This window comes from Candidatus Alistipes pullistercoris, from assembly GCF_027665465.1.
GTDB classification, from domain to species: domain Bacteria; phylum Bacteroidota; class Bacteroidia; order Bacteroidales; family Rikenellaceae; genus Alistipes_A; species Alistipes_A hominis.
Genome location: NZ_JAQDED010000002.1, coordinates 414,087 through 437,642, shown reverse-complemented (window position 1 = coordinate 437,642; position 23,556 = coordinate 414,087). Strand labels below are relative to the sequence as shown.

Annotated in this window: 22 protein-coding genes, 1 tRNA gene and 1 riboswitch; of the genes, 11 read left to right on the top strand and 12 right to left on the bottom strand. The window is 55.1% G+C overall.

From position 1 onward, the window contains the following. Nucleotides 1–15 precede the first annotated feature (15 nt). The 3 genes from PGR91_RS05180 to crcB all read right to left on the bottom strand — a co-directional run bounded on the left by PGR91_RS05180 (nucleotide 16) and on the right by crcB (nucleotide 2,233). Nucleotides 16–1,014, bottom strand: a complete 999-nt coding sequence (locus PGR91_RS05180; RefSeq protein ID WP_101571256.1) for a GGGtGRT protein — start codon at nucleotides 1,012–1,014, stop codon at nucleotides 16–18. Nucleotides 1,015–1,047: 33 nt separating this feature from the next. Further along, nucleotides 1,048–1,740 (bottom strand): iron-sulfur cluster assembly scaffold protein, encoded by a 693-nt coding sequence (locus PGR91_RS05175; protein ID WP_055201943.1) that lies wholly within the window; start codon nucleotides 1,738–1,740, stop codon nucleotides 1,048–1,050. Between the two features lie 115 nt (nucleotides 1,741–1,855). Next, nucleotides 1,856–2,233 (bottom strand): fluoride efflux transporter CrcB, encoded by a 378-nt coding sequence (gene crcB, locus PGR91_RS05170; RefSeq protein WP_055201941.1) that lies wholly within the window; start codon nucleotides 2,231–2,233, stop codon nucleotides 1,856–1,858. A gap of 77 nt (nucleotides 2,234–2,310) precedes the next feature. After that, nucleotides 2,311–2,380: riboswitch (Fluoride riboswitch) on the bottom strand. A 293-nt stretch (nucleotides 2,381–2,673) separates the two neighbouring features. Between crcB and PGR91_RS05165 the strand changes: the two genes are divergently transcribed. The 3 genes from PGR91_RS05165 (at nucleotide 2,674) to PGR91_RS05155 (ending at nucleotide 5,638) form a co-directional block, all read left to right on the top strand. Then, nucleotides 2,674–3,810, top strand: coding sequence for an acyltransferase (locus PGR91_RS05165; protein WP_270399227.1), 1,137 nt, complete (start codon nucleotides 2,674–2,676; stop codon nucleotides 3,808–3,810). A 419-nt stretch (nucleotides 3,811–4,229) separates the two neighbouring features. Continuing rightward, the gene (locus PGR91_RS05160) at nucleotides 4,230–5,048 is read left to right on the top strand and encodes a DNA-methyltransferase (RefSeq protein ID WP_118656406.1); all 819 of its coding nucleotides are present in this window, start codon (nucleotides 4,230–4,232) and stop codon (nucleotides 5,046–5,048) included. A gap of 338 nt (nucleotides 5,049–5,386) precedes the next feature. After that, on the top strand, nucleotides 5,387–5,638 hold the full coding sequence (locus PGR91_RS05155) for a hypothetical protein (protein ID WP_055201933.1): 252 nt from the start codon (nucleotides 5,387–5,389) through the stop codon (nucleotides 5,636–5,638). A 303-nt stretch (nucleotides 5,639–5,941) separates the two neighbouring features. Here PGR91_RS05155 and PGR91_RS05150 read toward each other — a convergent pair. The 4 genes from PGR91_RS05150 to PGR91_RS05135 all read right to left on the bottom strand — a co-directional run bounded on the left by PGR91_RS05150 (nucleotide 5,942) and on the right by PGR91_RS05135 (nucleotide 9,078). Continuing rightward, nucleotides 5,942–6,023 (bottom strand) — tRNA-Leu (locus PGR91_RS05150). 112 nt (nucleotides 6,024–6,135) lie between these two features. Beyond that, the gene (locus PGR91_RS05145; protein ID WP_118656405.1) at nucleotides 6,136–6,909 is read right to left on the bottom strand and encodes a 3'-5' exonuclease; all 774 of its coding nucleotides are present in this window, start codon (nucleotides 6,907–6,909) and stop codon (nucleotides 6,136–6,138) included. 98 nt (nucleotides 6,910–7,007) lie between these two features. Continuing rightward, nucleotides 7,008–8,135 carry a DNA polymerase III subunit beta gene (gene dnaN / locus PGR91_RS05140; protein ID WP_101571251.1) on the bottom strand — a complete coding sequence of 376 codons (1,128 nt, stop codon included), beginning with the start codon at nucleotides 8,133–8,135 and terminating at the stop codon, nucleotides 7,008–7,010. A gap of 67 nt (nucleotides 8,136–8,202) precedes the next feature. After that, the gene (locus PGR91_RS05135; RefSeq protein WP_118458394.1) at nucleotides 8,203–9,078 is read right to left on the bottom strand and encodes a nucleoside phosphorylase; all 876 of its coding nucleotides are present in this window, start codon (nucleotides 9,076–9,078) and stop codon (nucleotides 8,203–8,205) included. A gap of 67 nt (nucleotides 9,079–9,145) precedes the next feature. On the opposite strand from PGR91_RS05135, the gene glmM reads away from it, so the two are divergent. The 4 genes from glmM to PGR91_RS05115 all read left to right on the top strand — a co-directional run bounded on the left by glmM (nucleotide 9,146) and on the right by PGR91_RS05115 (nucleotide 14,207). Then, a complete protein-coding gene (glmM, locus tag PGR91_RS05130; protein WP_101571249.1) occupies nucleotides 9,146–10,534 on the top strand; it encodes a phosphoglucosamine mutase in 1,389 nt (462 codons plus the stop codon). Between the two features lie 295 nt (nucleotides 10,535–10,829). Continuing rightward, the gene (locus tag PGR91_RS05125; protein ID WP_101571246.1) at nucleotides 10,830–11,732 is read left to right on the top strand and encodes a LysR substrate-binding domain-containing protein; all 903 of its coding nucleotides are present in this window, start codon (nucleotides 10,830–10,832) and stop codon (nucleotides 11,730–11,732) included. A gap of 77 nt (nucleotides 11,733–11,809) precedes the next feature. Beyond that, nucleotides 11,810–12,751 carry a YeiH family protein gene (locus PGR91_RS05120; RefSeq protein WP_118458458.1) on the top strand — a complete coding sequence of 314 codons (942 nt, stop codon included), beginning with the start codon at nucleotides 11,810–11,812 and terminating at the stop codon, nucleotides 12,749–12,751. An 82-nt stretch (nucleotides 12,752–12,833) separates the two neighbouring features. Then, nucleotides 12,834–14,207 carry a dipeptidase gene (locus PGR91_RS05115; RefSeq protein ID WP_118656404.1) on the top strand — a complete coding sequence of 458 codons (1,374 nt, stop codon included), beginning with the start codon at nucleotides 12,834–12,836 and terminating at the stop codon, nucleotides 14,205–14,207. 458 nt (nucleotides 14,208–14,665) lie between these two features. Here the strand turns inward: PGR91_RS05115 and rplI are convergent, their stop codons facing one another. From rplI to PGR91_RS05095, 4 genes are all read right to left on the bottom strand, one after another. Continuing rightward, nucleotides 14,666–15,106, bottom strand: a complete 441-nt coding sequence (gene rplI, locus PGR91_RS05110) for a 50S ribosomal protein L9 (RefSeq protein ID WP_055201881.1) — start codon at nucleotides 15,104–15,106, stop codon at nucleotides 14,666–14,668. A 21-nt stretch (nucleotides 15,107–15,127) separates the two neighbouring features. Beyond that, the gene (gene rpsR, locus PGR91_RS05105) at nucleotides 15,128–15,397 is read right to left on the bottom strand and encodes a 30S ribosomal protein S18 (protein ID WP_101571240.1); all 270 of its coding nucleotides are present in this window, start codon (nucleotides 15,395–15,397) and stop codon (nucleotides 15,128–15,130) included. Nucleotides 15,398–15,403: 6 nt separating this feature from the next. Then, complete coding sequence (gene rpsF / locus PGR91_RS05100) at nucleotides 15,404–15,745, bottom strand: 30S ribosomal protein S6 (protein WP_055201877.1); 342 nt, start codon at nucleotides 15,743–15,745, stop codon at nucleotides 15,404–15,406. A 99-nt stretch (nucleotides 15,746–15,844) separates the two neighbouring features. Beyond that, nucleotides 15,845–17,323 (bottom strand): TlpA family protein disulfide reductase, encoded by a 1,479-nt coding sequence (locus tag PGR91_RS05095; RefSeq protein WP_118656402.1) that lies wholly within the window; start codon nucleotides 17,321–17,323, stop codon nucleotides 15,845–15,847. Between the two features lie 193 nt (nucleotides 17,324–17,516). On the opposite strand from PGR91_RS05095, the gene PGR91_RS05090 reads away from it, so the two are divergent. Continuing rightward, the gene (locus tag PGR91_RS05090; RefSeq protein WP_101571235.1) at nucleotides 17,517–19,148 is read left to right on the top strand and encodes a fumarate hydratase; all 1,632 of its coding nucleotides are present in this window, start codon (nucleotides 17,517–17,519) and stop codon (nucleotides 19,146–19,148) included. An 85-nt stretch (nucleotides 19,149–19,233) separates the two neighbouring features. Here the strand turns inward: PGR91_RS05090 and PGR91_RS05085 are convergent, their stop codons facing one another. Next, on the bottom strand, nucleotides 19,234–20,112 hold the full coding sequence (locus PGR91_RS05085; protein WP_101571233.1) for a hypothetical protein: 879 nt from the start codon (nucleotides 20,110–20,112) through the stop codon (nucleotides 19,234–19,236). Between the two features lie 212 nt (nucleotides 20,113–20,324). On the opposite strand from PGR91_RS05085, the gene PGR91_RS05080 reads away from it, so the two are divergent. The 3 genes from PGR91_RS05080 to recR are packed head-to-tail and all read left to right on the top strand — an operon-like array spanning nucleotide 20,325 to nucleotide 23,536. After that, a complete protein-coding gene (locus PGR91_RS05080; protein WP_118656400.1) occupies nucleotides 20,325–22,157 on the top strand; it encodes a BatD family protein in 1,833 nt (610 codons plus the stop codon). 10 nt (nucleotides 22,158–22,167) lie between these two features. Then, nucleotides 22,168–22,935 carry a tetratricopeptide repeat protein gene (locus tag PGR91_RS05075; RefSeq protein ID WP_101571627.1) on the top strand — a complete coding sequence of 256 codons (768 nt, stop codon included), beginning with the start codon at nucleotides 22,168–22,170 and terminating at the stop codon, nucleotides 22,933–22,935. Between the two features lie 7 nt (nucleotides 22,936–22,942). Next, nucleotides 22,943–23,536, top strand: a complete 594-nt coding sequence (recR, locus tag PGR91_RS05070) for a recombination mediator RecR (RefSeq protein WP_101571228.1) — start codon at nucleotides 22,943–22,945, stop codon at nucleotides 23,534–23,536. Nucleotides 23,537–23,556: the final 20 nt, after the last annotated feature.

Here is a 23,556-nt window from a genome sequence, read left to right as displayed (position 1 = left end):
AAAATTTCGGCGGCGTTACTTCATCGCCTCTTCGATGGCTACGGCGACCGCCACCGTAGCGCCGACCATCGGGTTGTTGCCCATGCCGAGGAAGCCCATCATCTCCACGTGAGCGGGCACCGACGACGATCCGGCGAATTGTGCGTCGGAGTGCATACGGCCCATCGTATCGGTCATCCCGTACGAAGCGGGGCCTGCGGCCATGTTGTCCGGGTGCAGCGTGCGTCCGGTGCCGCCGCCCGAAGCGACCGAGAAGTATTTTTTGTTTTGCTCGTAGCACTCTTTCTTATAAGTGCCGGCTACCGGGTGCTGGAAGCGGGTCGGGTTGGTCGAGTTGCCGGTGATCGACACGTCGACGCCCTCTTTGTGCATTACGGCCACGCCTTCGCGCACGTCGTCCACGCCGTAGCAGCGTACTTTTGCGCGGAGCCCTTTCGAGTACGGGGTTTCCTTGACGATTTTCAGTTCGCCCGAAGCATAGTCGAACTCGGTCTGCACGTAGGTGAAACCGTTGATGCGCGAGATGATCAGCGCGGCGTCCTTGCCCAAGCCGTTCAGGATCACGCGCAGCGGATTTTTACGCACTTTGTTGGCCATTTCGGCGATCTTGATCGCGCCTTCGGCGGCGGCGAACGATTCGTGCCCGGCCAGGAATGCGAAGCACTGGGTCTCTTCGCGCAGCAGGCGGGCGGCCAGGTTGCCGTGTCCGATGCCCACTTTGCGATCGTCGGCTACCGAGCCCTTGATGCAGAAAGCCTGCAAGCCGATTCCGATCGCTTCGGCTGCTTCGGCTGCGTTTTTGCAACCTTTTTTAAGGGCGATCGCCGCGCCTACCACGTAAGCCCATGCCGCGTTTTCGAAGCAGATCGGCTGCGTCTCCTTGCAGGTGGCATAGGGGTCGATTCCCTTTGCGGCGCAGATCGCCTTGGCGTCCTCGATGCCGTTGATCCCGTATTCTTTCAGTACCGCATTGATATGGTCGATTCTGCGGTCGTATCCTTCAAATAAAGCCATGTTTTTAAATTTTAACGGTTTTTACAAAACGGGTTATTCCTGGCGCGGGTCGATGTATTTGACCGCTTCGGCGAAACGGCCGTACGAACCTTTGGCCTTGGCCAGCGCTTCGTTGGCGTCGACGCCCTTTTTGATCATGTCCATAAATTTGCCGAGGTGGACAAATTCGTAACCGATCACTTGGTCGTCTTCGTCGAGCGCCATGCGGGTGCAGTAACCTTCGGCCATTTCGAGGTAACGGGTGCCTTTGGCCACCGTGCCGAACATCGTTCCCACCTGGCTGCGCAATCCTTTGCCGAGGTCTTCGAGCGAAGCTCCGATCGGGAGTCCTCCTTCGGAAAAGGCCGACTGGCTGCGTCCGTAGACGATTTGCAGGAACAGTTCGCGCATCGCCGTGTTGATGGCGTCGCACACGAGGTCGGTGTTCAACGCTTCGAGCAGCGTTTTGCCCGGCAGGATCTCGGATGCCATTGCAGCCGAGTGCGTCATGCCCGAGCAGCCGAGGGTTTCGACCATCGCTTCCTGGATAATGCCGTCTTTGATGTTCAGCGTCAACTTGCAGGCGCCCTGCTGCGGCGCGCACCAGCCCACGCCGTGCGTCAGTCCCGAAATATCCTTGATCTCTTTGGCGCGCACCCATTTGCCCTCTTCGGGGATCGGGGCGGAGGGATGGTTGGCTCCCTTTTTCACGCAGCACATGTGCTGCACTTCGTGTGAATAAATCATAACGGTAAATTTATGTGTTAAACGTTTTGTGGATGTATTCCGATCCGCGCCGGGCGGCTGCGCAGCGCGGGTATTGTTGCCGTGTGTTTCTCCGTTTTTCGCATGACTCGTTCGTTCAAAAGATTTTGACGATCAGATGCCCCAGGCAGGCGGCGGCGAGTCCGAGTCCGAAACTCAGCGTCGTGTAGAGGATAAAATGCAGGAGGTTGCCGTTCTGGAAAAGCGAAAAGTTTTCGTGAACGAACGTGGAGAACGTCGTGAACCCGCCGCACAGCCCTACGGTCAGGAACAAGCGCAGGTCGGGATTCATCAGATTGCCGCGCTCGAAAATTCCGTACAGCAGGCCGATCGCCAGGCAGCCCAGCACGTTGACCGCCAGTGTCCCGAACGGGAACGACGACCCGGTTCCCCCCTGCACCCAGCGCGCGAGCAGAAAACGGGCGATCCCTCCGATAAAACTACCCATGCCGATAAAAAGGAGCGTCCTCAGCATAAGGCTTCGCTCTTTGACATGGAACGATAAAAGTGTTTGTTTGTTACCGTCATAGCTGATTTGCAAAGTGGATTCGAATTCCCGTAGGTATCATCAGCTCGCCTGGAAAGGCGGCGGTTCAAGGCAGATACCATTGCCGAACTTCGGCGCAAAGATACCTAATGTTAGGTAAAAAGCAAAACCTTGTCCGGTAAAATAGCGTCCGATCCGGATATGGTCCGCATACGAACCGCGTCTTCCGATTTTGATACCGGAGCCGGGAATGTTTCGGACGGGAAGCGCTGTATTTCGGTGAGACCGGCGAAAATGGAGTCGGATGGCGGATGTTATCGGAACTTTTGTTTATTTTGTAATGTTTTTGGTCGTGCGGGTCGAACCGAAAGACCGCCGACCGCGCGATTGCATGGTTTTTAATCGTATTCTCAAATATTCGTTTGCTGATGGAAATGCAAGGGAGGGAACATATCGGCTGGATCGACCTGCTGCGTGTCGTCGCCTGTTTTCTGGTGGTTTTGTCGCACTGCTGCGACCCGTTCGTCGCCCGGTTCGATGCCGACCGGGGAGCATTTTTGACCGGGGTATTCACCGGTAGTTTCGTCCGGGCCTGCGTCCCGCTGTTCGTGATGATGACGGGGGTGCTGTTGCTTCCCGTACGCGCGGAGCTCGGGGATTTTTACCGGAAGCGTATCGGACGCATCGTCGTTCCGTTGGTTTTCTGGTCGGTCGTGTTGCCGCTGTCGTATTTCGTTTACCTGAATTACGTCGTTTCGACCGGTAATCCGATGGTCGTCGTCGACGACCATACCCTGGGAGCTACTCTGACCCGGATCTGTACCTTTATTTTTAATTTCAATTACGATACGACCCCGTTGTGGTATCTCTACATGCTGGTCGGCCTTTATCTGATCATGCCCGTGATCGGCGCATGGCTGCAGCAGGCTTCCCGAAGGGATATCCGGCTCGTTCTGTACGTATGGGGCGTTACCCTGCTGCTGCCCTATATAAAAATGGTCGCTCCGGCGCTGGGGTATACCGGCAATTACGGCAATATGGGGATTCTCGGTGTTTGCGACTGGAACAGTTACGGAACTTTCTATTACGTGTCCGGGTTCATCGGTTACCTGATCCTGGCCTATTACCTGGCGAAGTACCCGCCGCAGTGGAGCTGGAAGCGTACGCTGGCCGTTACCGTTCCGATGTTTCTGGGCGGCTACTTGATCACTTCGTTCGGTTACGTGCTGACCCAGCAATATTTTCCGGGCGATTACGCTTACCTTGAGATCGTGTGGCTTTTCACCGGGATCAACGTTTTTATGATGACTTTCGCGGTGTTCGTCGTTATCCGCAAACTGAAGGTGCGCGCGTCGGTCGGTCTGTCGCGCCTCGCCTCGCTGACGTTCGGCATTTACTTGTGTCACTTTATTTTCGTGCAGGTGGGATACGATCTGATGGGGACGCTGGATGCGCTTCCTGTGTTGCTACGTATTTTCTGCGTCGCGCTTTTTGCCTTCGGGATAAGCTGCGCGTTGGTCTGGATCATGTTCCGGTTTCGCCCGACACGCCGTTTCGTCCGGTAGAGGCGTTCTTCGAAAACGGCTTCGCTTTGCTATCCGGGCGATACCGTGCCGGGACAGCCTGTTCTGGTTCGGTATCGTGCGATCCGGAGAACCGAATCCGTCGGTATCGGGATGATCCCTGTTTTCAACGAACTGTTTCTCTTTCTCGGGATTTCGAAAAGACCGACTGACATTTTTCCCCTTTTCCGGCTTTCGCGTATTGCCATATTTGTTGACGTCTTTTGATCCGTACCACGCTGCGGTCGATTTTTTGCCGTCCGGCGGCCGGCTGTGCCTTCCGGGCCGATTTATGGTGAATTTAGACGGAAGGACTGCTTGTTTGAGGTGGTAAATCGTTTGATTATCAGTGTGTATAAATCAGATGATTCGTTTTGGGACACTCGTGTAAATTTTGTAACTTTGTCGCATAATTAAGCGTTATGAGTGTTATAATTGATATATACCGGGACGACAGCGCAGAAAGATTAAAAAAGATTCCGGACAATTCGGTCGATTTGATCGTAACATCCCCACCTTACGCGGATCAACGGAAAAAAACTTACGGAGGGATCCATCCCGACCGGTACGTCGAGTGGTTTTTGCCGATCTCGGCAGAGTTGCTGCGGGTGCTGAAGCCTACGGGGACTTTTATCCTGAATATTAAAGAAAAAGTCGTGAACGGCGAACGCAGTATCTATGTCATGCAACTGATCCTGGCGATGCGGCAGCAAGGCTGGATTTGGACCGAAGAGTTTATCTGGCATAAGAAGAATTCGTATCCGGGCAAATGGCCGAACCGGTTCCGCGATTCGTGGGAACGGTTGCTTCAGTTCAATAAGGAGAAAAAATTCAATATGTACCAGGAGGAGGTGATGGTGCCGATGGGCGATTGGGCGAAATCGAGGCTCAAGAACCTTTCCGAAATCGACAAAAGCAGGGATAATTCGAAAGTGGGCAGCGGCTTCGGTAAAAACATATCCAACTGGATCAACCGGGACAAAGCCTATCCGACCAACGTGCTGCATCTGGCCACCGAGTGCAATAACAAAAATCACAGCGCGGCCTTTCCCGAAGAACTGCCCGAGTGGTTCATTAAGCTGTTTACTCGGGAGGGCGATTGCGTGCTGGATCCGTTCATGGGTTCCGGTACGACGCTTCTTGTTGCCAAAAGAATGAACCGGAATGCGATCGGAATCGAAATTATTCCGGAATATTGCGAGATGGTGAGCGAACGGTTGGACGTGGAGATTAAAGAGTGAATCGCGGCGCATTGAATCCGGAACGAATACACTGAATTAAAGTGCGGACAGCCGGACTTCGAAAACGAATGAGAAGTTCCGAAATATCCTGAATCCGTATTTGAAAGATCGAATCATCCCGTATCGGTTGGATTGCGGGACGATTCCGTGCGTATATCCTTCAACGAGAATATTGTACCGGAGTCGAAACGGTCGAAAAAACGAATATTTTTGGAATCTAATAACAATATAATTCATAAATTTGTAACAAAAAGTTTATAACCGGACTCCGGTAGGAGACGGGTCCGGCCGGAAGAATCGGTGCAATTCAATTCACACTAACCAAAATAGAATATATTATGGAAAAATGTATTATTCCGGGTTGTCCTCACGAAGGAGGAAACCAGCTGGGAATCAGATGTCGCAGGCCGGATACGACGGCCGTTTGGGCTCCGAACTGCAATGTTTTTTTGTGCAACGAACATGCCGAAAGCGGATGTCGCATCGACATCAGGATTACTCCCGCCAACGATGGGAAAATTACGACGAACGTTTCCGTGTCCGGTTGCGACGAGAGTATTTCGCGGGTGACGATGATCCGGCGGAAATAACATGAACGGAATCTGAAAGAGCGAAAAATCCTTATTTTTGCCGCTGTTTCAATATAAAAGCCATGAATCGAATGTGATTTCATGGCTTTTATTTTTCGCAATGTGGTATTCTGCATCTGTTCCGGTTCCGCGTTTTCTTTATCTGCAGAGAAAAGGACTCGTAACATAGGTATAAACGGAAGGAACAGCGCATAATTGCCGGAACAATTATCAACTTTACAAAAAAACGGGCGAAGTTGTGAATGTGTAAAATGAAATTAAGGCTTCGAATAATTGAATATCAATTATTCGAAGCCTTAAAAGTACCCGGAGCCGGGATCGAACCGGCACGGATTGCTCCACTGGTGTTTGAGACCAGCGCGTCTACCTATTCCGCCATCCGGGCAAGATGTGTTTCGAGAGTGCAAATATAGCGCTTTATTCCTTATCTGCAAACCGTTTTCGGGAAAATGCCGCCGGAATGCGTAAAGGATTGCGTTTATTCGTGGCTGGTTCCGTTATTTGCCATTGATGTCCCGCAGGCGGATCGCCGTGATGACTTTTTTCGTATACTGCGGGAAATCGCCGTTCATCATCCACAAGTAATAACTCGGTTCCGTTCGGAACACTTCCGACACGGACCTGCCTTTGTGCTTGCCGAAATTGAACACTTCGACTCCCTTGTCGTTGTATACGATACGTCCGGCATAGTCGACGTTTTGGTCGCGGCACGAAAATTCGGCCAGAAAACCGATGTCGTTTTTCAGGTCGTCGGGGTAACGGTCGAGCTGGGCTTGCAACACTTCCAGGGTGGCCAGCGTATCGGCTTCGGCCGAGTGGGCTTCGGTCAGGTCTTTCTGGCAGTAGAATTTGTATGCGGCGACCAGCGTGCGTTGTTCCATCTTGTGGAAAATGTTCTGCACGTCGATGAAACGGCGTTTTTTCAGGTCGACGTCTATACCGGCTCGCAGGAACTCTTCGACCAGCACCGGGATGTCGAACTTGTTGGAATTGTATCCGGCCAAGTCGCATCCTTCGATGTAGCTCCACAGCGATTTGGCGATCATCTGGAAAGTCGGACAGTCGGCTACGTCCTGGTCGTAGATATGGTGGATGGCCGATGCCGCTTCGGGAATGTGCATCTCCGGGTTCAGCCGGCGGGTTTTGGTCTCCTGGCTGCCGTCGGGCATTACTTTTGCGAGCGATATTTCGACGATCCGGTCTTTGGCAGGATCGACTCCGGTCGTTTCGAGGTCGAAGAAGACGATCGGATTTTTCAGATTCAGTTTCATGGGGTGCGCGTTGTTTTCCGTGTCTCAGGTACGTATATAATACGGCACGGACTTTCCTGCGGGTACGCCGCGGGGGGATGTCCGTGCCGCAGATTCGGTTATGCGTTGATCATCATCGGCATCAGCAGCATCAGCGTGTCGGTGGCCGGCGCTTCGTCGTAAATGGGTTTGAACACTCCGGCGCGGGTCGAGTCAGCCAGCTCCAGCACGACGTTTTGCGTATCGATATTCGCCAGAATCTCGACGAGGAAAGTCGATTTGAAACCGATCGAGATAGCCTCTCCTTCGTACTCGCAGGCCAGCGATTCTTGGGCCGATACCGAAAAGTCCAGGTCCTGCGCCGTCAGGTTGATCGTGCTCGATTCGATGTCCATCTTGATCAGGTTCGTAGATTGGTTCGAGCAGACGGCCACGCGGCGGATGCCGTTGAGCAGCTCGACGCGGTCGACCCGCACGTGATTCGGGTTGTTGCTCGGGATGACGGCGTTGTAGTTCGGGTAGTTGCCTTCGATCAGCCGGCAGATCAGCGTATGGCTTTTCAGCCGGAACGTCACGTTTTTGTCGTCGAATTCCATGCGGATACTTTCGTCTTCTTTACCCAGCATACTGCGCAGCAGGTTGGCCGGTTTTTTCGGCAGGATGAACGAGGCGGCGATTTCGGTTTCGATCGGCGATACGTATTTGACGAGCTTGTGCGCGTCGGTCGCCACGAACGTAATGCTCTGCGATTCGATGTTGATGTAGACGCCGTTCATCACCGGACGCAGTTCGTCGTCGGCCGTCGCGAAGATCGTTTTGTTGATGCCCGTAAGCAACATGTCCGCGTCGGCGTCGAGTTCCCGGCGGGATTCCGGATTCAGTTCCGGCAGGTTCGGATAGCTCAGCCCCGAAGTGCCGGGAATGGTCAGCTTACCGGTTTTCCAGCTTACCTGGATCTCCCAGGTCGATTCGTTGGCTTCGATCGTCAGCGGCTGTTCCGAGAACTCTTTCAGCGAGTCGAGCATCAGTTTTACCGGGACGGCGATCAGTCCTTCTTCTTCCATATTGTCCACTTTCAGCGATCCGATCAGCGTGGTTTCCAGATCCGAAGCGGTGATTTTGAGGACGCCTTCCTTCAGGTCGAACAGGAAGTTGTCCAGAATGGGCAGCGTGTTTTTGTTGCTGACGACTTTACTCGAGGTTTGCAGCACGTTCAGCAGCGCGGTAGAAGATACGACGAATTTCATATGTTATACATTTTAGTGTTTTATATGCATTTGAACCAAATTCCAACTTCAAAGATAATTCAAAAAATTACAATCCGGCCAGCTTTTCGAGGGACATTTTGATCATCTTATCAACAAAAGGCCGGTAGTCGGTGTCCATTTCGAGGGCAACTCGCTGTGCGATAACCGTGCAGATCGTGGCGGCATCGTGCCCCAGCAGCAGCGACAGTCCGGCCAGCGCCGAACCTTCCATTTCGAAATTGGTAAAGCGTCGTCCCCGGTATTCGAACGATTCGATCTTGCCGTTGAGCGACGGATCGGCCGGCGAGAGCCGCAGGAAGCGGCCCTGCGGGGCATAAAACCCGGGGGCCGAGATCGTCATGCCTTCGACCGTCCGGTCGGCGAACAGTTCGGCCAGCCGATCCGAGCAACGGACGAAATAGGGGGCGGTCAGCAAGCGGCTCCAACCGGTGTGCTCGACGAAGTCCTGTTCCATTTCGAGATCGCAGACCGCGTTGCGCCCTTTGTAAAAATTTAGCAGCCCGTCGAAGCCGGCCGAGATGCGCGACAGCACCAGGTCGCCGATCCTCAGTTCGGGCTGGATGCCGCCGCAGGTTCCGAGCCGCACGAGTGTCAGCCGCGTTTTTTCAGCCTTTTCGGTACGGGTCTCGAAGTCGATATTCGCCAGCGCGTCCAGTTCGTTGACGACGATGTCGATGTTGTCGGTGCCGATGCCGGTAGACTGTACGGTCATCCGTTTGCCGAAACACTCTCCGGTCACCGCAACGAATTCGCGGTTTTCCGCACGGCATTCTACCGAGTCGAAGTATGCGGCGACCTGCTCTACCCGTCCCGGATCGCCGACGAGGATCACGGTATCGGCCAACTGGCCCGGTTTCAAATGCAGGTGGAAGATCGAGCCGTCGCCGTTGATAATCAATTCCGAGGGGGCGATAATACGCATGGTTTTCAGGTTTTGGATTTTTATTATTGCTATAAAAGTAATTAATTTGCGTTAAATTTCATAGGTTATGACACTGATAAAATCAATTTCCGGAATACGGGGGACGATCGGCGGACAGCCGGGCGACAACCTGACGCCGATCGATCTGGCGAAGTTTACGTCGGCCTACGCCCAGTGGCTGAAAGAGACCAGCGGTGATAAGAGACTGACGGTCGTGGTCGGTCGCGACGCGCGGCTGTCGGGTGAAATGGCGGCTTCGATCGTCGAAGGGACGCTGTGCGGTTGCGGTATCGACGTGATCGATATCGGTCTGGCTACGACGCCGACCGTCGAAGTGGCCGTGACGGGCCGTAGGGCCGACGGCGGGATTATTCTGACGGCCAGCCACAACCCGAAACAGTGGAATGCGCTGAAGTTGCTCAATGCGCGCGGCGAATTTTTGAACGATGCCGAAGGCAAGCGGGTGCTCGCTATCGCCGCATCGGACGGTTATACGTTCCCGGACGTGGATCGCATCGGACACGTGCTCGATCGCACAAGTTACGATAAGACGCATATCGATCGGGTGCTCGCCCTGAAGTTGGTCGACCGGGACGCGATCCGCGCCGCCCGTTTCAAAGTGGTCGTCGATGCGGTCAATTCGGTCGGCGGCGTGGTGATCCCCGCGTTGCTCCGGGAACTGGGCGTCGAGGTGGTGGAACTGAACTGCGCTCCGGACGGGCATTTCGCGCACAATCCGGAGCCTATTCCGGCGAATCTGACGGAGATTTCGGCGCGCGTGCCGGCCGAAAAAGCCGATCTGGGGATCGTGGTCGATCCGGATGTCGATCGCCTGGCGCTGGTGTGCGAGGACGGGACGATGTTCGGCGAGGAGTATACGCTGGTCGCCGTGGCCGATTACGTGCTGTCGCATACGAAAGGGGCTACCGTGTCGAACCTGAGTTCGTCGCGGGCTTTGCGCGACGTGACCGAACGGCACGGCTGCCGGTATTACGCCGCTGCGGTCGGCGAAGTGAACGTCGTGACGAAGATGAAAGAGGTCGGCGCGGTGATCGGCGGTGAGGGCAACGGCGGGGTGATCTATCCCGAAATCCATTACGGACGCGATGCGTTGGTCGGCGTGGCGCTGTTTCTGACGCATCTCGCCCGCAAAGGGATGAGCGCGTCGGCTCTGCGCGCCACCTATCCGCCGTATTACATTTCGAAGAATAAAATCGAACTGACGCCCGAGATCGACGTGGACGACGTGCTCCGCCGGATGAAAGCGAAATATGCGCACGAACAGGTCAACGATATCGACGGCGTGAAGATCGACTTCCCGACCGAGTGGGTACACCTGCGTAAATCCAATACCGAACCGATCATCCGCATTTACAGCGAGAGTCGCGACGAGGCGGCGGCCGATGCGTTGGCCGAAAAGATCATCGCCGATATCCGTTCGGTGATCGCCGGCTGACCGGCGGAACCGTTCCCGTATCGAAAAAGCCCCGTTCCGGATTCCGGAGCGGGGCTTTTCTTACTAAATTTGGAAACAAAACAGGTAATTTTTAGGTTAGAGTACGGTACATGCATTAAGTTCCGGCTCCGGGTGTTCGGATCTGTATCGGAAAATATCCATAACCGTGCCGTGTTTTTTAATAAGTCGGTTGCTCCGTTGGGCGTAGGCGTCGATATTTCATACTTCCGGCGACTTTTCGTGCGATCGATCCGCCGTGTTTTGATTTGTGCGCAAAGCGTATTATATTCGTCGTATGATAACCGATTTCCGACTGAAAGTTTTCCGGGCCGTGGCCGAAAGGCTCAGCTTTACCCGTGCGGCGGACGAGCTGTTCGTCACGCAGCCGGCCGTGACTAAACATATCAACGAACTGGAGAAGCAGCTCGGCGTGCCGCTTTTCGTCCGACGGCGCAATGCCGTCGCGCTGACGCCGCAGGGCGAGTTGCTGCTGGGCTATGTCCGCCGATTGCTGGCGTTGTATGCCGAACTGAACGACGCGTTCGCCGGGGACGGCGAGACGTTCGGCGGTGAATTGGCGGTCGGAGCCAGTACGACCATTTCGCAATACGTTCTTCCGGCCATTCTGTCCCGTTTCAAAAAACGTTATCCGGAAGTCCGCCTGACGCTGTGCAACGGCAATACCGAACTGATCGAGCGGATGGTGGCCGATGAAAAGCTCGATTTCGGGGTGATCGAGGGCAATGCCGGAAATCCGCAACTGCATTACGAGACGTTTATGGAGGACGAGCTGGTGCTCGTGACCGCTTCGTCGAACCGTTCGCTGCGGCAGGAGGAGATTGCGGCCGCCGATCTGAAGAAACTGCCGCTGGTGATCCGCGAAACGGGATCGGGGACGCTCGACGTCGTCGAACGGGCGCTCGCTTCGCGCGGAATTTCGTTGCGGACGCTGCCGGTCGAGATGCAGTTGGACAGCACCGAGAGCATCAAGCACTACCTCTACGGGTCGGATGCCGTCGCCTTCGTTTCGGTGCAGGCCGTGTTCGAGGAATTGCGGCACAACCTGCTGCGGGTGATCGAGATCGCCGACCTGTCGGTGGTGCGCCGTTTCAGTTTCGTGATGCGGCACGGCCGCAATAGCCGCCTTTGCGAGTTGTTCAAACAGTTCTGTATCAATTATTATAACCAAAAGTTATAGGAGAGCACTTTTCGTGATTGGCTTTGAACGGATCGGCGGTCTATTTTTGCGGCGTAATTCAAAAGATGAAACGACGTATGCAAACACGATCCGCCCGAAAAACCGCTGTTCTGAAAGCCTGTTTTATTCTTTGTATCGCCCTTTGCGCGACTCCGTACGTATCCGCTCCGATCGCTCTGGTCGGCGGTTTTTTATTCTCCTTGTTTTGGGGGCATCCTTTCGCCAAACTGAACCATAAGGCCACCGGACTGCTGCTGAAAGTTTCGGTCGTGGGGCTCGGCTTCGGCATGAACGTCCACAGCGCGTTGCAAGTCGGTCGCGAAGGGCTCGAACTGACGGTCGTTTCGATCGCGCTGCTGTTAACGCTCGGTTATTTCGTCGGCCGCTGGCTGCGGATGCCGCGCAAATCGTCGCACCTGGTAGCTTCCGGGACGGCTATCTGCGGCGGCAGCGCGATTGCGGCGGTGGCTCCTGCCGTGGACGCTTCGGAGAAGGAAATTTCGGTGTCGCTCGGCGTAGTGTTCCTGCTCAATTCGGTGGCGTTGATCCTGTTCCCGGCGATCGGACATCTGCTGGGGTTGACGCAGCACCAGTTCGGAATGTGGAGCGCCATCGCCATTCACGATACCAGTTCGGTGGTCGGCGCGGCGTCCGCCTACGGCAGCGAAGCGCTCGAAGTGGCCACGACCGTGAAACTGGCCCGCGCTCTGTGGATCATTCCGGTATCGCTGCTGTCCGCCCTGCTGTTCCGCAGCAAGGGGAAGAAGATCTCGATTCCGTGGTTCATCGGGTTCTTTATCCTGGCGATGTTGGCCAATAGCTACCTGCCGTTCGTCGACGATTTCAATACGGCCGTTGTGACCGTGTCGAAGGCCGCGCTGGTCGTGACGCTGTTCCTGATCGGCGCAGGGCTTTCGGTTTCGAAAATCCGCGAGGTCGGTTTCAAACCGTTGTTGCTCGGCGTCACGTTGTGGGTCGCGATTTCGGTGCTGTCGCTGGTGGCGATCTGCCATCTGTAGACCCCCGTTCCTATTTTCGGAAACCGTTGCGGATTGTCCCCGATATTTTTTATCTTTATCCCGACCTCTTAAATGCAGACTTATGGATAAAGCGAAAGCGTATATCGACGAACACAAGGAGCGTTTCGTCGGGGAGCTGTTCGAACTGTTGCGGATTCCGTCCGTCAGTGCGCAGAGCGTGCATGCGCCCGACGTGGTGCGTTGTGCCGAATTGTTGGCCGGATTGCTGGTGCGTTCCGGAGCCGACCGCGCCGAAGTGATGCCCACTGAAGGAAATCCGATCGTTTACGCCGAGAAAATCGTCGATCCGGCGGCTAAGACCGTGCTGGTCTACGGCCATTACGACGTGATGCCGGTCGATCCGCCCGACCGGTGGGAGACCGATCCGTTCGAACCGGTCGTCCGCGACGGCCGGATCCGGGCGCGCGGCGCCGACGACGACAAGGGACAACTTTATATGCATGTCAAGGCGCTGGAAACCATGTTGCAGACCGGCACGCTCGCGTGCAATGTGAAATTTATGATCGAAGGCGAAGAGGAGATCGGTTCGGGCAGCATCGCCCGATGGTGCGGCCTGCACCGGGAGTTGTTGAGAGCCGACATCATTTTGGTTTCGGATACCAGCTTGCTGTCGTGGAAGGTGCCGTCGATCACCTGCGGCCTGCGCGGTCTGTGTTACGTTGAGGTCGAAGTGACGGGGCCGAACCGCGACCTGCATTCCGGTCTGTACGGCGGAGCGGTAGCCAATCCGATCAATGTGCTCTCCGGGATGATCGCTTCGCTGATCGATGCCGAAGGGCGCATTACGATTCCCGGCTTTTACGACGGCATCCGTGAGCTTGCTCCGCAAGAGCATCGGGAGTTTGCCGCCGCGCCGTTTTGCGAGGCGGCCTATTGCAAGTCGCTCGGTATTCTCGAAACGCAGGGCGAAAAAGGATATACGACGCTGGAACGCACCGGGATCCGGCCGTCGCTCGACGTGAACGGCATCTGGGGGGGCTATACCGGCGAAGGGGCCAAAACGGTGATTCCGTCTTCGGCGTATGCGAAGATCTCGATGCGATTGGTTCCCGGCCAGGATTTTCATAAAATAGGGGAGCTGTTCGCGGCTTATTTTCGGGACATCGCCCCGCGCAGCGTGAAAGTGCGGGTCAAAGTGCTGCACGGCGGCGCTCCGTACGTGTCGCCGACCGATCTGCCGGCTTACCGGGCTGCTTCGGCGGCGTTCGAGCAGACTTTCGGCCGCAAGCCGGTTCCGTTCTATTCGGGCGGCAGCATCCCTGTAATCAGCGTTTTCGAAAAGGAACTCGGCGTAAAGTCCATCCTGATGGGATTCGGACTGGACGAGGATGCGATCCACTCGCCGAACGAAAGTTATCCGCTGGCCAATTTCTACCGGGGGATCGAAACGATCGTTCGTTTTTACGCGAATTACACCGCGATGGAAACAGCATAATTTCCTTCGCGGCTTTAACCTGTTGTTTGTTTATAAGAAGAAATACGCGACGCAAAACAGAGCCAGGACACACAAACGTCCGATCGTCTCATATTTTCTTTTATACTTATGCAACACTAAAGATATAACCAACGATATAACCGATACGACAAGCGCTATCAATGCCAAATTATAATTTTTCCCAAGGGGATTTCCAATATATAGATAGAGAGCTAAGATAATAAATACCCATATCCCTGTTTGTATCGGCACTTTTTTCAAGACGGTTTATTTTTGGCGGTTAACGGCGGCGGCGCAATGATGTCGGGTCATTTGTTGATGGATGATATAGAAGATGAATAAAGATAATTATTACCTACTATATCAAAGCACAAAAGGCGGCATTTATTAAATGCCGCCTTTTAGGCGTTGTTTCTTCCTGCATTTCACATGCAATTCGGAGATAAAGAGCCGGATAATTAAGCTTCGGCTACCACTTCGAATTTAACGGTTGCGCTGATGCCTTTGTAAAGCTTCACGGCGGCTTCGTAAGCGCCGATCGTCTTCACGGGGTCTACGCTGATGCTCTTGCGGTCTACGGCGATCCCTTTTTCGTTCAGGGCTTCGGCCACGTTCGCTGCGGTTACCGAACCGAAAATGCGTCCTTCCTCGGCTTTGGCGGTGATGGTCAACGCGATCTCTGCCAGCTTGGCTGCCAGCGCTTCGGCGTCGGCGATCAGCTTGGCCTCTTTGTGCGCCTGCTGTTTCAGATTTTCGGCCAACACCTTGCGGGCGGAAGCCGTCGCGCTTTTGGCGTATCCCTGCGGGATCAGGTAATTATTGGCGTAACCGGGGCGAACTTCCACGATGTCGTTGGCATAACCCAAGTTCTCGACGTCTTTGATAAGAATTACTTGCATGATATTTCCTCCGGTTTTAGATTATTTAAACATATCGGTAACGAAAGGCAGCAGAGCCAGGTGGCGTGCACGCTTTACGGCGGTGGCTACCTTTTTCTGGAATTTCTGCGAAGTTCCGGTCAGGCGGCGGGGCAGGATTTTGCCCTGTTCGTTGAGGAACTTTTTCAGGAATTCGGCGTCTTTGTAATCGACGTATTTGATGCCGGATTTTTTGAAACGGCAGTATTTTTTCTTTTTGACCTCTACGGTAGGAGGGTTCAGGTATCTGATTTCGGATTGATTCTGTGCCATGACTTGTTATTCCTGTTTTGATTTGTATTTGTTTCTGCGTTTTTCTGCGTACTCAACGGCGTATTTATCCATTTTGAAAGTCAGGAAACGGATCACGCGTTCGTCGCGGCGATACTGAGTTTCGAGGATGTCGACGATGTCGCCTTCCGCTTCGAACTCGATCAGGAAGTAAAAGCCGGTGGTCTTTTTCTGGATCGGGTAGGCGAGTTTCTTGAGTCCCCACTCTTCGCCGCTTACGATCCGACCGCCGTTCTCGGTGATGACACCCTGGAATTTGCCGAACACCTCTTTGGTCTGAACGTCAGACAGCACCGGCGTGGCAATGAAAACGGTTTCGTAATGATTCATAACGATTTGATTTAATTTGTTTTGTGAAAATGTGCCGCAAAGGTAATAAAAAACAGGGAAATCCCAATGCTGTCCGCCGTTTTTTATGGTTTTTGCCGTTTAATTGTCTTTCAGCAGGCGGTCGATCGCCGCGCCGGCGCTGGAAATCCCGACCGGGGCATAGCGGGTGACGATCCTGCCGCTGCGGTCCATCAGCAGGTGGGACGGGAACATATAAAAGTCGCAAACCGTACTGAAGACAGTCGCCGAAGCGAAGTCGAACAGGAAACATTCGCCGGGGATTTTACCCTCGCCGACCATTTCGACCCACCTCTCCCGGGGCGACCATACCGCCAGGGTAACGAATACGACGTCTTTGCCCTCGTACTTTTCCTGCAGTTCGGCCAGACTTGACATCTGGGCGATGCAGGGAGAGCACCACGTGCCCCAGACGTCGATGTAGACTACTTTCCCGGCATACCGGGAGCGAAGCAGGCCGAAAATGTCTTTTCCTGAGACGGTGTCGACCGTGCCGCCCTGTTTATCGAAATAGCAGATCTCTTTCAGGGGCGTTTCCGGGAACCGGATGTCCGTTCGCTCCCGTTCCGCCCGTACTGCCCGTACCGTCCGGTCGGAAAAATAGGGCGATTCGAAAAAGGAAGCGGGTTCCGTATCGGGTATGTCCGAGGCGCCTTGTTCCTGCAGCGTTTGGGCTACCAGTTGGAAAGTCATAAAGTCCCGGCGCGGAGAAGCGGGTTGCGTGCCGGCGAAGCGCGCGATCCGCTCCCACGGGGTGAGCGCCTTGTTTTCGGGACGGTCCGAAAAGAGGCCGAAACCGCGTTGCGCGTAATCCGTCAGAAAAGCCTGAGCGCCGGAAAAAGTCAGGCTTTGCAGATCGTTCGAAGCGATCTGAGACAGAAAGGGAAAATCCATTTGGTAGAAGCCCAGCGTCTCTCGGAGCTGGATATACACCCGCGCCGGAATGCTTTGCCGGGCCCACTCTTTCGCTGCTTTGGATAATTTGGCGCGCGCGCTGTAACGGGCCAGCGAATCTTGCATTTGCGCCGTTTTTTCCGGATACAGCCCGTAGGCGGACGAATCCCGGGGGAACCGGATCGTTTCCGACAGTTGCGACAGGTATTTTTCGCACGCGTTGATCTGGGCGTTCAGCGAACCCTGTTTGCCGCCGAAGACGAATCCCGTGTCGTCGTTGCCGCAGATTTTGCCGAAATCCAGCGTCAGCGATGCCGAATCCCCCGGGGCGGAGAGCAGGACGGCGTGGTGGGTGTCCATCCGGGCGCCGACGCCGATGCGGATGTCTTGGCGCCACGGCATTTCCCGTTTCAGGGTGAAGCTCGTGTCGCTGTCTATGAAAAAGGCTTGTTTGCCGTCCGTGCAGGGCGAATAAAGCGCATTGAGCGGGTCCCGGTAGCAGGTCGGGTCGTGGAAATCGACGGTAAGGACGCCGGTCGGATTCGTTCCCGTGTTGATGATTTTCAGATGCAGGGTCGACAGGGAGCGGGAGGCTTCGGAGGCCCGGAGCGTGCAGGAAATGCTGCCGGCAATCATTGCCAGGGCGATCAGTTGTAAACGTTTCATGGCGGCGAGTTTTAAAAGGTTGCGATTATAGACTGTATATTCAAAATTAAAGACTTTTTGTGGTATTTCCAAGGAGGGCGGACTTTTTATCCGGTGAAATTTACTGAGAAGATTCCCGGCGGCGGCGATCCGTTTTTCAGAGTTTCTTTTTACCTTTGTAAAATTGAAATTAATTTAAACCGCAGATAGCGCTATGTCAGAATTTATTTATCAGGAGCCTTTTCCGATTTCGGAGGATACCACCGAGTATCGCCTGCTCACCAAAGATTATGTCAAGACGGTCGAATGCGACGGCCGCAAAATCCTGAAGATCGACCCGAAAGGACTGGAACTGCTTTCGCGCGAGGCGTTCGCCGACGTATCGTTCTACCTCAGGGCTTCGCACCTGCAGAAACTGGCCGATATCCTGAACGATCCGGAGGCCACCGATAACGATAAATTCGTCGCTTATACGATGTTGCTGAATCAGGCGGTGTCGGCCGAGGGCGAATTGCCTACCTGCCAGGATACCGGCACGGCGATCGTGATCGGGAAGAAAGGCGAGGACGTATATACGGGCGCGAACGATGCCGAAGCCTTGTCGAAAGGCGTTTACGAAACGTATCGCGACCGCAACCTGCGCTATTCGCAGGTGGTGCCGTTCACGATGACCGAAGAGAAAAATTCGGGGACGAACCTGCCGGCGCAGATCGACCTGTACGCGACGCAGGGCAACAAATACAGCTTCCTGTTCATCACCAAGGGAGGCGGATCGGCGAATAAGACGTTCCTGTACCAGCAGACCAAGGCGCTGCTGAACGAGGAGTCGCTGACCAAATTCATTCGGACGCACATTATGGACCTCGGTACGTCGGCCTGTCCGCCGTACCACCTCGCGCTGGTGATCGGCGGTACGTCGGCCGAAGCGAACCTGGCGACCGTCAAGAAAGCGTCGGCCGGTTACCTGGACCACCTGCCCACTTCGGGCAACGAAGGGGGGCGCGCGTTCCGCGACCTGAAATGGGAAGAAAAGGTGCTGAAGATCTGCCGCGAGAGCGGCGTGGGCGCTCAGTTCGGCGGTAAATACCTCGTACACGACGTGCGGGTGATCCGCCTGCCGCGCCATGCGGCATCGTGTCCGGTAGGCATCGGCGTGAGTTGCAGCGCCGACCGGAACATCAAGGCGAAGATCACCGAAGAGGGGATTTTCCTCGAACAGCTCGAGAAGAATCCGGCCCGCTTCCTGCCGAAGACGGCTCCGGGCATGAAACCCGCCGTTGAGATCGACCTCGACGAGGGCATGGATAAAGTGCGTGAAATCCTGTCCAAATACCCGGTTAAAACGCGCCTGAACCTCAAAGGCACGCTGATCGTGGCCCGCGACATCGCCCATGCCCGCATCAAACAAATGCTCGACGAAGGCAAGCCGATGCCCGAGTATTTCAAGAAACATCCGATTTATTACGCCGGCCCGGCTAAGACGCCGCAGGGAATGGCTTCGGGCAGCTTCGGCCCGACGACCGCAGGCCGTATGGACCCGTACGTCGACCTGTTCCAGGATCGCGGCGGATCGCTGGTGATGGTGGCCAAGGGAAACCGCACGCAGGCCGTGACGGACGCCTGCAAGAAGCACGGCGGGTTCTACCTCGGTTCGATCGGCGGCCCGGCCGCCGTGTTGGCGAAGAACAGCATCAAGAGCGTCGAGGTGGTCGATTTCCCGGAACTGGGAATGGAAGCCGTCCGCAAAATCTATGTCGAGAATTTCCCGGCGTTCATCATTGTCGACGATAAAGGCAACGACTTTTTTGCCGAGTTCAAGAAAGACGGCTGCGGGAGCGGACATTGATTGCCGCGCACCGTGTAAATGAAAAGCGGCGCCGTCTCCCGAAAGAGACGGCGCCGCTTGTATAGCGTCTGCCGTTTGATTGCATTTATTCTTCTTCTACCCGTTCGAACCAGGAGATCATGCCTCCGTCCGTATCGGCGTATCGGATGATGTCGAACTTGCGGACGTTGGATGCGGGAATCATGTAACTCCGGAATTTCCCCTTGATCGTTTCTCTGTATAAACCGCGTTCCGGGTCGATAAGGCTGAAATCCGCTTCCCGACCCGGAAATCCGATCGTGAAGTTACCGGCGGAATCGGATTGGAAAGAGGTGATCAGATCCGGTTCGGGGCCGTCCATATTTAAAAACGAAAAGGTTGAGTCCGAGAGACAATAGACGAATTTCCATGTACGGTTGTCATCCAGGTAGTAGTCTTCCCTGCCGGGGTATTTATAGACGCACACCCAGTATCCCCGGTATCGTTCGATGGTCGAGTCCAATCGGATGATCAGTGTGTCGCGTCCGCGCTGAAGCGCTTCGTCGAACAGCGCGGCGGAACCGTCCCGAATCATATCTTCACGGTACGAATCGAATCTTTTTTGCAGCGAGTCGGGTTCGAACCACCTGTAGGCAGGGGCCTCCCGGTTGTGGTTGATGTAGACGTAAGTCCGGGATAACCCGTAGACGGAATCCTGATCGTAATAGGTTTCGAGAACGGTAATCGAATCGGCCGGGTCGGCCGCATCGTATAGGGCGCCGCCCAATTGAAGGCGAATTGTATCGGCTACGGCCCGCATGTAGGCCGGATTCCTTAGGTCGGTTAGCGTACCCGGGGCGATCCTATCGCTATCGGTTGCGTCGGTTATCGTATCGATTACTACGGCGATTGGACCGGACGGGGTCGTCCGGGAGTTCCTGTTTCCCGATCCGGTGCAGGCGATCGAAAAGCCCGCGATCAGGAAAATAAAGCATAAATATTTCATAAGTTGGAGTTTTTGAGTTTCAAAGTTACGTAAGATTAAGGATAAAACGGCGTTCGCGAAGGTCTGTTTCTATGAATGCCGGATACTAAAGCGGGATTCGGACGCGTTTCTAAAACACGGCCGGGACAAGAATGTCAGTACCCGTTGCGGGTTTTGATTAAAAACAGTTATTTTTGCGGTTAAATTGATCCGATAGCAATATGTTACGTTTGATGAAGCATCTGTTTTGGGCGGCGGCTTTCCTGTTCGTTTCGGTGGCCGCTTTTGCTCAGAAAGTCGAGTTCGAGGCGAATGCGCCGGCCGTCGTGGCCGTCGGGGAGGCTTTCCGCATCGAGTTTTCGCTCAATGCCAAGCCCGAGGAGTTCGTGCCGCCGACGTTCGACGGATTCGACGTGGTGGCCGGGCCGACCCTGTCGGAAGGCACTTCGGTGTCGATCGTCAACGGCAACGTGACCAAGACTTCGTCTTTTACCTACACTTATGTCATTCAGGCTTCGTCGGTCGGCAAGGCTTCGATTTCGGCGGCGTCGGTCAGGGTGGACGGGAAGAGCTACGGGACGCAGCCGTTGACGATCGAGGTGATCGCCGACGAAGCCTCGGTCCGGCCGGGCGCCGGCGGAGGCGAAAAGCAGGCGGGGGAGGCGCGGTCGGCGAAGCTGGGGGCCGACGATCTGCTGGTGCGGGTTGCGGTCAACCGCAACAACGTATTCAAAGGACAGCCGATCCGGGCCACATTCAAAATTTATACGCGGGTGCAGTTGGGAGGATTGGATAATGTTAAGTATCCGGCATTCAACGGTTTCTGGGTGCAGGATCTCGATGTGCAGGGATACGGCTGGCAGCGGGAGACGTTGAACGGGAAAGTGTACGACGCCAAGATTATCCGGGAAGTGCTGCTCTATCCGCAGCAGGCCGGGCAGTTGCACATCGAGCAGTTCAGCCTGAATGCCGTCGCGCAGATCGTTATGCAGACCTCGCCGCGCGGGCAGTCGTTGTTCGACGACTTTTTCGGAGGCGGGCAAACGGTGCAGGAGGTGCGGAAAAACCTGTCGACCGCGCCGGTAGCGATTACGGTCAAGGATTTCCCCGCGGGGGCTCCCGCTTCGTTCAACGGAGCGGTCGGACAGTTCCAGATGAGCGGTGGGATCGACAAGAAAACGATGTCGGCCAATGCGTCCGACAATTTTACCCTGAAGATATCCGGCAGCGGCAACTTGCCGCTGATCCAGGCTCCGACGGTCGAAATGCCTACGTCGTTCGAGCAATACAACAAGAAGACGACCGAGAGCCTCGCGCACAATGCGAACGGGATTACCGGTTACCGCCAGTTCGAATACCCGTTCATCCCGCGCGCAGAGGGTAGCTATACGATCAATCCGGTGGAATTCAGTTATTTCGATCCGGATGCGGCCAAGTATGTGACGCTGAATACTTCGTCGTTCAACATCGAGGTGCGTCCCGATTCGACCGGCGGAGGCGGGGTGTCGGGGATCGTCAGCGGAATCAATAAGGAGGATCTGAAGATCCTGGACAAGGATATCCGTTTCATCCGTATCGGCGATCCGTGTTTGACGCGGCGCGGGAACCTACTGTTCGGCAGTACGGCCTATTTTGCGGCGCTGGCGCTGATCCTGCTCGTTTTCGCCGGAGGATATCTTTATCTGAAAAAACGCCTGAGCGAGATGCAGAATACCGTGCTGGTGCGTAACCGGAAAGCGAACAAAGTGGCGTTGCAGCGTTTGCGGGCCGCCTTCCAGCACATGAACGCAGGGAGTGAAAAAGCGTTTTACGAAGAGATGCTGAAGGCGTTGTGGGGTTACATGAGCGATAAGCTGAACATTCCGGTCGCCAACCTGACGAAAGACAATATCCGCGAGGAATTGCTCAAGCGCAACGTTTCGGCCGAATTGACCGGGCAGTTTATCGATACGATCACCCACTGCGAGTATGCGCAGTATTCGCCGTCGTCCTCGGGGCGGATGAGCGAACTTTACGGCTCTGCGGCGGGGATTCTTTCCAAATTGGAATCGGTAATTAAAAAGTAACATGCATAAGATGAAAAAGATCATTCTGATCGTATTTCCGCTGGTTGCGCTGTGTTGCGGCACGGTTGTCGCGCAGGCGGATGCCGATAAAATCTGGGACGATGCCAATACGGCGTATATCAATGCCGATTACGTAGCCGCCATCGACGGTTATGAAAAGCTGCTCGATTCGGGACTCGAAAGCGACCGGCTTTACCTGAATCTCGGGAACGCCTATTTCAAACGCGGTATGAACGGCAAGGCGATCCTGAACTATAACCGGGCGCTGAAACTCGCGCCTTCCGACGACGATATCCGTTACAACCTGTCGATCGCCAACGCTTATGTGCAGGACAAGATCGATGCGGTTCCCGTTTTTTTCGCGAAGCGTTGGCTGATCGGATTGGGGAACAGCCTGAGCAGTAACGCGTGGGCGGCATTGAGCCTGCTCTTTTTCGCGCTGACGCTCGTCGGACTCGGCGCTTACCTGCTGCTGCGCCGCGTCGCGCTGCAGAAGGCCGGGTTTTACGGGGCTTTGGTTTCCGTCGCGGCGTTCGCGCTGGCGGTCGTTTATGCGGCCGTCGGGCGCAGCCAGCGCATCCATCCCGCAGAGGCGATCGTGATGAGTACGGCGGCTCCGGTCAAGAGTTCGCCCGATCCGCAGAGCAAGGATATTTTCGTATTGCACGAGGGAACGAAGGTGGCGGTCGGCGATTCGCTGGGCGACTGGCGTGAAATACGTATCGCCGATGGTAACAAGGGCTGGGTTCAGGTTTCGGCCATCGAAATGATCGATTAGCGGGGAGATGTCGAAATTACTGGACGACGTGGTGAGCGAGCTGTCGCGGTTGCCGGGCGTAGGCCGGCGTACCGCGATGCGCCTGGCGATGCACATGCTGCGGATGGAAGAGCATGACGTGATGTTGATGACGCAGGCGATGGCCCGTTTCCGTTCCGATATCCGCTATTGTTCCCGATGCAACAACCTCTCCGACGGCGATGTCTGCGAAATATGCTCCGATGCGACGCGCGACCGGTCGACGGTCTGTGTGGTCGAACAGGTCAAAGACGTGCTTTCGATCGAAAATACGCGGCAGTATAACGGTCTGTATCACGTTTTGGGGGGCGTCATTTCGCCGATGCAGGGGATCGGTCCGTCCGACCTGAAGATCGACCTGCTGCTCGACCATCTGGCGAGCGGGGATGTCAGGGAGGTGATCCTTGCACTGAGTACGACGGTCGAAGGAGAGACCACTTCTTTCTATATATCGAGACGGCTGCAAGCGTGCGAAGGAGTCCGTCTGACTTCGATCGCTCGCGGGATCGGGTTCGGGGACGAGTTGGATTATGCCGACGACCTGACCATTGCCCATGCGCTGCATAACCGCCGGCCGCTGTAATCTTTCTGCGGCGTTTTTTC